Source organism: Rhodococcus sp. EPR-157 (assembly GCF_001647195.1).
In the GTDB taxonomy this organism is placed as follows: domain Bacteria; phylum Actinomycetota; class Actinomycetes; order Mycobacteriales; family Mycobacteriaceae; genus Rhodococcoides.
The window spans coordinates 1-8554 of the sequence record NZ_LVCV01000286.1 but is presented as its reverse complement, the minus strand read 5'-3'; the positions used below and the strand labels follow the sequence as shown (position 1 = coordinate 8554).

Below are 8554 nucleotides of genomic sequence, written 5' to 3'. Positions count from 1 at the left end.
CGACGCTTTCGATGCAGAAGAAATGTCGGCGCGAGATGTCGAAAACGTACAACCGGCTCCGTCCCAGGGTTGGATGCAGCCACAGGGTTGCACGAACATAGGGAGATCATCATGGCGAAGTACCTCTTTCTGAAGCACTACCGCGGTGCGCCGGCGTCGGCCAACGATGTTCCGATGGATCAGTGGACCCCACAGGAGATCGACGCGCACATGCAGTACATGGAGGATTTTGCCGACAAGCTGCGCGCCACCGGCGAGTTCGTCGACAGTCAGGCGCTCAGGCCGGAGGGTACGTTCGTCCGATACGACGGCGAAGGTAAACCGCCTGTCACCGACGGGCCGTTCGCGGAGACCAAAGATCTCATCGCCGGCTGGATGCTCATCGACGTCGACACCTACGCGCGAGCACTCGAACTGGCGGGTGAGCTGTCGGCTGCTCCCGGCGCAGGAGGCAAGCCCATCCACGAGTGGTTGGAGGTGCGTCCGGCGATGGGCTCACCGACAACCATCGAAGACTGACAGTGGACGAACTGCTGCTGCGGGAGCTCACACCTGCGGCGATCGGCGTCCTCACCCGTCGCGGTCTCGACTTCGCGTCGGCTGAGGACGCCGTGCAGGAAGCGCTGATCCAGGCAACTCGGACGTGGCCGAACGACATGCCAGCGGATCCGAAGGGCTGGCTGGTCACTGTCGCGTGGCGAAAATTCCTCGACGGCCACCGGTCCGAGGAGGCCCGGCGCGCGCGCGAGTTCCGCACCTGGGCCGAACCACCACCGGGACCGACGGAAAACACCGACGACACCCTGCAGTTGTTCTTTCTGTGCGCGCATCCGTTGCTGAGCCCGTCGTCGGCGGTGGCACTGACGTTGCGTGCGGTCGCCGGGTTGACCACCAAGCAGATCGCCGAGGCGTACCTCGTACCGGAATCGACAATGGCTCAGCGAATCAGCCGGGCCAAACGTACTGTTCGCGATGTGCGGTTCGAGGAGCACGGAGATCTGTCGACGGTGCGACGGGTGCTGTATCTGGTCTTCAACGAGGGCTACACGGGCGATGTCGACCTGGCGTCGGAGGCGATTCGACTGACCAGGCAACTGACCGTCCTGAGCGCCGACGAGGAAACCTCGGGCTTGTTGGCATTGATGTTGCTGCACCAGGCCAGACGCAGTGCGCGGACACGACTCGACGGCAGTCTGATCCCGCTGGCCGAGCAGGACCGATCGCAGTGGGACACAACTCTCGTCGCCGAAGGTGTGGACATCCTGCAGGCAGCGCTCGCACGTGACCGCCTCGGCGAATATCAGGTGCAGGCCGCGATCGCTGCGCTGCACGCCGACGCACAGCGCGTCGAGGAGACCGACTGGGTACAGATCGTGAGCTGGTACGACGAGCTTCTGCGGATCACCGGCAGTGCTGTGGTGCAGTTGAATCGGGCGGTCGCGGTCGGGGAGGCCGACGGCGCGGCTGCTGGACTGGCCGCGTTGGCGACCGTCGATCGTAGCGTCCCGAGGTATGCCGCAGTGTCGGCGCACCTACACGAGAAGGCAGGTGATCTACGCACTGCTGCAGAGCTTTACGTCGAAGCCGCAAGGCTGGCCTCCAGCCTTGCGGAGCGTCACCATCTCACTCTTCGCGCCGCTCGGATCGGTCAGCATCGGCCGGGCATCACCGAGGCGTGAGCGCCCGTGGGGCGAGCCGAACAAGCTGAGTGACGTGCTCGGGACTGAGTTCTTCGAGCGAGCTGACGCCGAGGAGCCGCATTGTCCTGCTCACCTGCTCACCGACGATCTCGATCATGCGGTTCACCCCGTCCTCCCCGCCTGCCATGAGGCCGTACAGGTAGGCCCGTCCGAGAAGTGTGAAGCGCGCACCGAGGGCGACGGCTGCCACTACGTCCGCTCCCGACATGATACCGGTGTCGACATGGATTTCGTACTCGCTGCCGACCTCCTTCACGACCTCGGGTAGCAAGTGGAAGGGTATCGGCGCTCGATCCAGCTGGCGGCCACCGTGGTTGGAGAGGATGATGCCGTCGACGCCTACGTCGGCGACCTTCTTGGCGTCGGCGATGTTCTGGATCCCCTTGACGACGATCTTTCCCGGCCACTGTTCCTTGATCCAGCGCAGGTCGTCGAAATCCACTGTGGGGTCGAACATCGTATCCAGCAATTCGCCGACGGTTCCGGACCACTTGTCGAGCGATGCGAACGACAGTGTGTCGGTGGTCAGAAAGTCGTACCACCACCACGGACGTGGAATCGCGTTCGCGACGGTACCCAGAGTCAGCTGCGGAGGAATGGAGAAGCCGTTTCGTCTGTCGCGCAGGCGCGCTCCTGCTACCGGAACATCGACGGTGACGAGGAGTGTGTCGAATCCGGCGTGCGCTGCCCGGTCGACGAGTGCCATGGAACGGTCGCGGTCCTTCCACATGTACAACTGAAACCAGTTGCGGCCCCGGGGGTTTGCAGCTTTGACGTCCTCGATGGCGGTAGTGCCCATGGTGGACAACGAAAACGGAATTCCGTGCTTCGCGGCCGCGTGGGCACCTCCGATTTCACCCTCGGTGTGCATCAGTCGGGTGAAGCCGGTGGGTGCAATACCGAACGGCAGGGCCACCGGAGCACCGAGAACATCCCACCCGGTCGAGACGTTCGCGACGTTGCGCAGTACCGAGGGGGTGAATTCGATGTCCTCGAATGCCTGGCGAGCCCGACGAAGTGAGATCTCGGCTTCGGCGGCGCCTTCGGTGTAGTCGAATGCCGCTCGTGGAGTGCGTCGTTGCGCGATCTTGCGCAGGTCGTAGACGGTCTGGGCCTTGGCGAGGCGGTTGGCCTTGAAATCGAAGCTCGGCTTCTGGAACTGCATGAGCGGCGCGAGATCGCGAATTTTGGGCAGGTGGCGCTGAGTCATCGACGGTCCTCGCTGGTGCAGATTCGGTGTGGTCTGACCACACTAACGCGGCCGCTGACCGTGCCGCAAGACATCGAGGTTCTCAGCTCGCACTGTGCCTGATGAAGTTGGTGACGGCGCCGGCCAAGTGGGCGCGCATCTGCGCCCGAGCACGGTCCGGATCGCCGGATCGAAGGTCGTCGAGCAGCGCGCGGTGCTCGATCGCCAACTCCTGTCGCTGCGGATAGGAGTCCTTGATCTGCGCCAGGCACAGCTGGATCTCGTCCTGCAGCGTCGAGTAGACCCGGCTCAGTCGAGGACTCCCGACGGCGTCGACGATCGCGACATGGAACGCGGTGTGGGCCTCGACCCGTCGGCCCCAGTCCGCGTTGTCCGGTAGTTGCTCCATGACGCTCAGCTGCGCGTGCGCTTCGTCGAGCGATAGATTGCGCGCGACTATCGCCGACACACATTCGAGTTCGAGAGGCAGTCGAACGAAGTACAGATCCCGCACGTCCGAGATATCGAGATCGGGAACGATCAAAGACCGTCCCTCGGACTGCACCGCGAGATGTCGGGCTGTGAGCACTTGCAGCGCCGAACGGACCGTGGGTCGAGCTACTCCGAATTTCTCCGACAGACCGGTCTCGGTGAGCGGTGTTCCCGGCTCGAGTTCGCCGGACAGGATCAGCGTTCGGAGTTCGTCGACCAGCGCGTCGCGCGTCGACACGGTGTTGAGGACGTTCATCGTGCTTCCTGTGCCGCCTCGGCGAACGCGCGCATGGACGGGAATTCGACTGCGTAGGTGAACTCGCCCGCGGGCTCGGGAGTCGCGCCCCAGCCGGATCGATCATGGCGACGGTTGATCCACACCGAGTCGAGGCCATGGGTTTTCGCAGGAACGTGATCGTGGAACAGGCTCTGGGCGACGTGGAGCAGCCGCCCCTTGGGGATCTGTAGTTCGGTAAGGGCCACGTCGAGTGCTTCGAAGTGGTTCGGGGCGGGTTTGTACGCGCCGACGTCCTCGGCGGTGATGATGCGGTCGAAGTGCACGTCGAGTCGGGCGTTGCTGCCGGCGAACCCCGCGCGATGCACGTTGGACAGGATGATGAGCGTGTATCTCTCGGCGAGCGAGGCGAGTGCGTCGTGGCTGTCGGGAAACGCGGGCCAGTCCGGGACCGAACTTCCCAGCTTCTGCGCCCACTGATCCGACACGCTCACGCCGAGATCCTCGCCGGTGCGACGAAAGGCGTCGGCGAGGATCTCGGGGTAGAGCGCTGTGGGTGATTCGGTCTGGGACTGCGCTTCGTTCTTCCCGTAAGTCGCCAGCAGGTCTTCTTCGCCCACGGTCAGCCCGACCTCTCGCGCCCACGGGCCCAACACGGCGATGATGCCGGTTTCCCAATCGATCAGGGTGCCGTAGCAATCGAAGCTCACGGCGTCGTAGTCGGAGAGGTTCATCGTGATCCTGTCGTGTGACGGTATGACTGTTATACAGTAACACCGAAACGGAAGGTCACTCTTCTTCGGTGAGCTCCGGCGCCAATTCGCGCGTCGCCATGCCGCCGTTCTTTCCCTCGTCCACTGGGCCCGGGTGCCCACCCTTCGGTTCGTCGTCGTGCTCTGCTGCTTTGCCGGTTGCCCGGTCGGCTGCTTTGTCGGTTGTCATGCGAAGTGAATAGCCGGTACCCGGTCGGTTCAACCGCTGGGCGGTAACTCAGTCGAACGTCACGCGCACCGTGATCGGCGTCGTCTGCAGCGCTGCGAACGTGGCACCGACAATCCGGCCGAGCAGCGGGTTGCCCGCAAAGGATCGCGCCCGGGCTGCGATGTCGTCGTCGTGAACGAACGCTGCAGTACCGCTGCGCCAACGATTGCCGACGCGGAGGCGGACAGCTGGATCGTCGGCGATGTTCGCTCCCCACCCGGACCTGGTGCCGTGCTGGGAGATGATCCATGCCCCGGTGTCGTCGAACTTCGCCGAGACCGGCACGCGTCGGGCGAGACCGGTTGTACGACCGACGGTTTCGATGTCGGTCACCAGCGACACATGCACGCCTGCCCGCGTCAGGCCGCGCATCAACGGATTGGCGAAGTACCGACCGACAAAGCGCTCGCGCTTGAACTTGCGCAGCGTCGGATCCGCCCCGGTGGCACCCCGTCGACTACGGAACGCGTCGATGCCGTTGCGCTGCACCATGGTCGCGGCAGTCTTCCACAGAGATCGATGCGGATCCGGGGCCTGTCCGTTTCCGACCAGTTGAAGTTGATCGGTGTGCCACTGCAGGTCGAGAGCGCCGTCGAGCGACTTCAACGTTGCGTACTTCTTTGGAAGGCCGAGGGTGATCTGCGGCGAGTCGAGACGGTCGACGTCGTCACGGATCAGGGCATGCCCTGCTGCCGTCACCACTGCAGTCGGCCTACCGAGGCCGACCACGTCGCAGTCTCCCGACCCGACGGCCATGCTCATCGCCGATCTCGTACGAAAGCCCCCGGTCACGGCGAGGGGGACGTCGCCCGCGGCGCGTCGCACCTCTCGCGCATAGTCCAGGAAGTATGCCTCCCGCTTCGCCGTGCTGTCGGAGACCGCCACCGGGCGGCCCATCATCGCCGGTGACTCGTAGCTGCCGCCGCTGATCTCGATCAGGTCGATGCGCTCGCCGACAAGATGCTCGACGACCAGCCGCGACTCCTCCTCGGTGAACCCGCCCTTCTGGAAGTCGGCCGAGTTCAGCTTGATTCCGACGGCGAAGCTCGGCGAGACGGACGCCCTGATGGTGCGGACAACCTCGAGAACGAACTGCATGCGCCCATCGATGTCGCCGCCCCATCGATCCTCGCGCTTGTTCGTCGCGGGTGAAAGGAACTGCGACACAAGATATCCGTGCGCTCCATGTATCTGTACGCCGTCGAAGCCTGCGGACTCGGCAACCGATGCGGCGATGGCGAACCGCTCCACGATGTCGCCGATCTCGTAATCGGTCAGGGCGCGCGGCGCGGGAATGCCGGGGATATTGGGGGCGATCGCCGACGGTGCGACTGGTGTGGCGTGGGTAGCGAGTGGATTAGCCTGCCGTCCTGGGTGATTGAGCTGCATCCATACCGGTGATCCGCCGTCGCCAGTCGACTTCGCCCAGCGCGTGAGTGCGTCCACGTCGCGGTCGTCTTCGATGACGACGTTGCCGGGCTCACCGATGTGCTTCCGATCGACCATGACGTTTCCCGTCACCACCAGGCCGTATCCGCCCGCTCCCCATTGCGTGTAGAGGCGTTCCAGTCTGATGTCGGGTGCGTGGTCGGGTGTGCCGAGTCCCTCGCTCAGCGCAGCTTTCATGATTCGGTTGGGAAGCATCTGGCCGCATGCCAGTGTCAGCGGAGAGGCCAGGGTGCTGACGCTTCGGTGCTCGTCTGTGTCCATGGTGACTCCGCTTCGCTCGTCTGTGTCCATGGTGACTCCTCATCGCGGGCGCGGCGGCTATGCTGAAGTGCATAGCTTTGTCGAGCGTATGTGTAACCATCGGTTACGTCAATGCTTGCCAAGCCGGGGACTCGAGGAGGGGCTGTGAGTAGAAGTACTGCCCGTGACGACATGTTGCGGAGTGCAGCGCTGCTGTTTCGTGAGAAAGGCGTCGAGGCGACGTCTCTCGCTGAAGTGATCGAGCATGCCGGCGCCCCTCGCGGGTCGATCTATCATCATTTTCCCCGGGGAAAGCCGCAGCTCGTGGAAGAGGCGACCAGGACTGCAGGTGCCCTGATGGGGTCGATGATCTCGTCGGGTCTGGCGAACGAAGGCCCGGCCGCCACTCTGCGAGCAATCATCGGCGGGTTTCGTGTGCAGCTCGAAGCCACCGATTTCACCGCGGGTTGCCCGGTCGCGCCCGCGGCGCTCGAGGGTGCGAATTCCCCCGCGGCGCTTGCGGCCGCAGGGGAGTCGTTCACCTCGTGGGAGGACTCCATTGCTGCTTCGCTCTGGCAGCGTGGTCTGCCCCAGGAACGCTCCCGGTCTCTCGCGACGATGGTCATTTCCTCGTTCGAAGGCGCCTTGATCATGGCGAAAGCCCAGCGCAGCACCGTCGCTCTCGATCGCGTGGAGGTCGAGCTGTTGCAGTGGCTCGAGGTGGCTCTCGACGGCGTGGATGGTCGCTGAAGGCCGATCCCGGTATTGCTATTACTCAAAGTTACAGCTACCTTTCGAATCGTGCCGCTATGGAGCGCGTCATAATTCGAAGGGGTTGAACCTGTGTCTCAGTCAGTCGTGTCACGTCATCGAAGTTCCGTACTCACGACTCGACAGCGCTGGGCGGCGCTGGTGGTGATCTGTGCAGCCGAACTCCTCGTCGTGCTGGACAACACCGTCGTCAACGTCGCGCTGCCATCGATGGGTCTGCAGTTGCGGTCGAGCATCAGCGGACTGCAATGGATCGTCGACGCCTACACGCTCACCTTTGCGGGCTTGTTGCTCGCCTTCGGGCATCTCGGGGACCGGTACGGGCGCAAGAAGGTCATGATCGTCGGACTCGTCGGGATTGCAGTGATGTCGGTCTTCGGCGCGGTGGCCGCAGACCTCGGTCAGGTAGTCGCCGCCCGGGCCGCGATGGGCGTGTGTGCAGCGGCAGTCTTTCCCGCGACCCTCGCCTTGATCATCAACATCTTCACCGACGCGAGGGAACGTGCACTCGCCATTGCCGCGTGGACAGCGATGGCAGGGTTCGCCATCGCCATCGGTCCAACCGCAGGCGGCTTTCTGCTCGAGCACTTCTCGTGGCATTCGGTGTTCTGGATCAACATCCCGGTGGCAGCTGTGGTGGTCGTAGCAACGATCGCTGTAGTGCCCGAGTCACGCGCCTCGCACGTCGGAAAGTACGACCCGATCGGAATCGTGTTGTCCCTCCTCGGCATCACCGTGCTCGTCTGGGCGATCATCGAGGCGCCGCATCAGGGCTGGTTGTCGACGATCAGCGTTGCCGCGTACATCGGCGGAGCACTGTCTCTCGTGGCGTTCGTGTGGTGGGAACTTCGCACCGACTCTCCGGTTCTCGACATGAACCTGTTCAGAATCAGACGGTTTTCGCTTCCGGCGCTTGCGATTGCCGTGGCTTACTTCAGCATGTTCGGCTTTCTGTTCATGATCACCCAGTATTTCCAGGGCGTGATGGAACTCAGCCCGCTCGAGTTCGGGATACATTCTTTGCCCTTCGCAGCGTCGATTGCGGTCGGCGCACCCGTGGCAACCCTTATTGCGCAGCGGATCGGGACGACTGCGGTGATCGTGTTCGGGTTGCTCGTGATGAGCGCGGGAATGTTCATCGCAGGACAAGTCGAAGTCGAAACCCCTTATATGGGACCGGTGTTGATCTCCATGGTGTTGATGGGCCTCGGGCTCGCGATCGTCCAGGGACCGGCGACGGAGTCGATCATGTCCTCGGTGTCGCTCGACGAAGCGGGAGCCGGTTCTGCAGTCAACGATACGACCCGCGAAGCCGGTGGGACTCTCGGTGTGGCAGTGCTCGGCTCCATCGTCGCATCGATCTACACGACCAAGGTGGGACCGAGGATCGACGCGATTCCCGACGCCATCATGGAGCCATATCAGAAGGCGTTCGCACGGGAGACCGTCGTCAGCGTCATCGAGATCGTGAAGGCACCGACCAACCCACTGTTCGCC

General features: G+C 63.6%; 9 protein-coding genes. 4 read left to right on the top strand and 5 right to left on the bottom strand.

Annotation, left to right across the window (positions count from 1 at the left end):
- Window positions 1–111 precede the first annotated feature (111 nt).
- Entirely contained in the window at window positions 112–519 is a 408-nt protein-coding gene (locus tag A2J03_RS13265; RefSeq protein WP_068374549.1) for a YciI family protein, read from the top strand.
- Window positions 520–521: 2 nt separating this feature from the next.
- Window positions 522–1679: an RNA polymerase sigma factor gene (locus tag A2J03_RS13260; protein ID WP_068374543.1), complete on the top strand. Its 1158-nt coding sequence runs from the start codon at window positions 522–524 to the stop codon at window positions 1677–1679.
- Here the strand turns inward: A2J03_RS13260 and A2J03_RS13255 are convergent.
- From A2J03_RS13255 to A2J03_RS13240, 5 genes are all read right to left on the bottom strand, one after another.
- Complete coding sequence (locus A2J03_RS13255) at window positions 1666–2910, bottom strand: alpha-hydroxy acid oxidase (protein WP_068374541.1); 1245 nt, start codon at window positions 2908–2910, stop codon at window positions 1666–1668. The two genes, A2J03_RS13260 and A2J03_RS13255, sit on opposite strands and share 14 nt — an antisense overlap.
- A gap of 82 nt (window positions 2911–2992) precedes the next feature.
- Window positions 2993–3637 (bottom strand): GntR family transcriptional regulator, encoded by a 645-nt coding sequence (locus tag A2J03_RS13250; RefSeq protein WP_068374538.1) that lies wholly within the window; start codon window positions 3635–3637, stop codon window positions 2993–2995.
- On the bottom strand, window positions 3634–4350 hold the full coding sequence (locus tag A2J03_RS13245) for a haloacid dehalogenase type II (protein WP_068374535.1): 717 nt from the start codon (window positions 4348–4350) through the stop codon (window positions 3634–3636). Before A2J03_RS13245 ends, A2J03_RS13250 begins: the two co-directional genes overlap by 4 nt.
- Window positions 4351–4405: 55 nt before the next feature.
- A complete protein-coding gene (locus tag A2J03_RS31065; protein ID WP_197480747.1) occupies window positions 4406–4558 on the bottom strand; it encodes a hypothetical protein in 153 nt (50 codons plus the stop codon).
- Between the two features lie 48 nt (window positions 4559–4606).
- A complete protein-coding gene (locus tag A2J03_RS13240) occupies window positions 4607–6337 on the bottom strand; it encodes a nitroreductase/quinone reductase family protein (protein ID WP_231912523.1) in 1731 nt (576 codons plus the stop codon).
- A 114-nt stretch (window positions 6338–6451) separates the two neighbouring features.
- On the opposite strand from A2J03_RS13240, the gene A2J03_RS13235 reads away from it, so the two are divergent.
- The gene (locus tag A2J03_RS13235; RefSeq protein ID WP_231912522.1) at window positions 6452–7036 is read left to right on the top strand and encodes a TetR/AcrR family transcriptional regulator; all 585 of its coding nucleotides are present in this window, start codon (window positions 6452–6454) and stop codon (window positions 7034–7036) included.
- Between the two features lie 93 nt (window positions 7037–7129).
- A partial coding sequence (locus A2J03_RS13230) for an MFS transporter (protein WP_231912521.1) occupies window positions 7130–8554 on the top strand: 1425 nt, incomplete at its 3' end.

Excerpts from the sequence above, each read along its gene's own strand:
- A2J03_RS31065 (WP_197480747.1), bottom strand. The coding sequence starts at position 4,558 with ATGACAACCGACAAAGCAGCCGACCGGGCAACCGGCAAAGCAGCAGAG.
- A2J03_RS13245 (WP_068374535.1), bottom strand. The coding sequence starts at position 4,350 with ATGAACCTCTCCGACTACGACGCCGTGAGCTTCGATTGCTACGGCACC.
- A2J03_RS13265 (WP_068374549.1), top strand. The coding sequence starts at position 112 with ATGGCGAAGTACCTCTTTCTGAAGCACTACCGCGGTGCGCCGGCGTCG.
- A2J03_RS13240 (WP_231912523.1), bottom strand. The coding sequence starts at position 6,337 with ATGGACACAGACGAGCGAAGCGGAGTCACCATGGACACAGACGAGCAC.
- A2J03_RS13250 (WP_068374538.1), bottom strand. The coding sequence starts at position 3,637 with ATGAACGTCCTCAACACCGTGTCGACGCGCGACGCGCTGGTCGACGAA.
- A2J03_RS13255 (WP_068374541.1), bottom strand. The coding sequence starts at position 2,910 with ATGACTCAGCGCCACCTGCCCAAAATTCGCGATCTCGCGCCGCTCATG.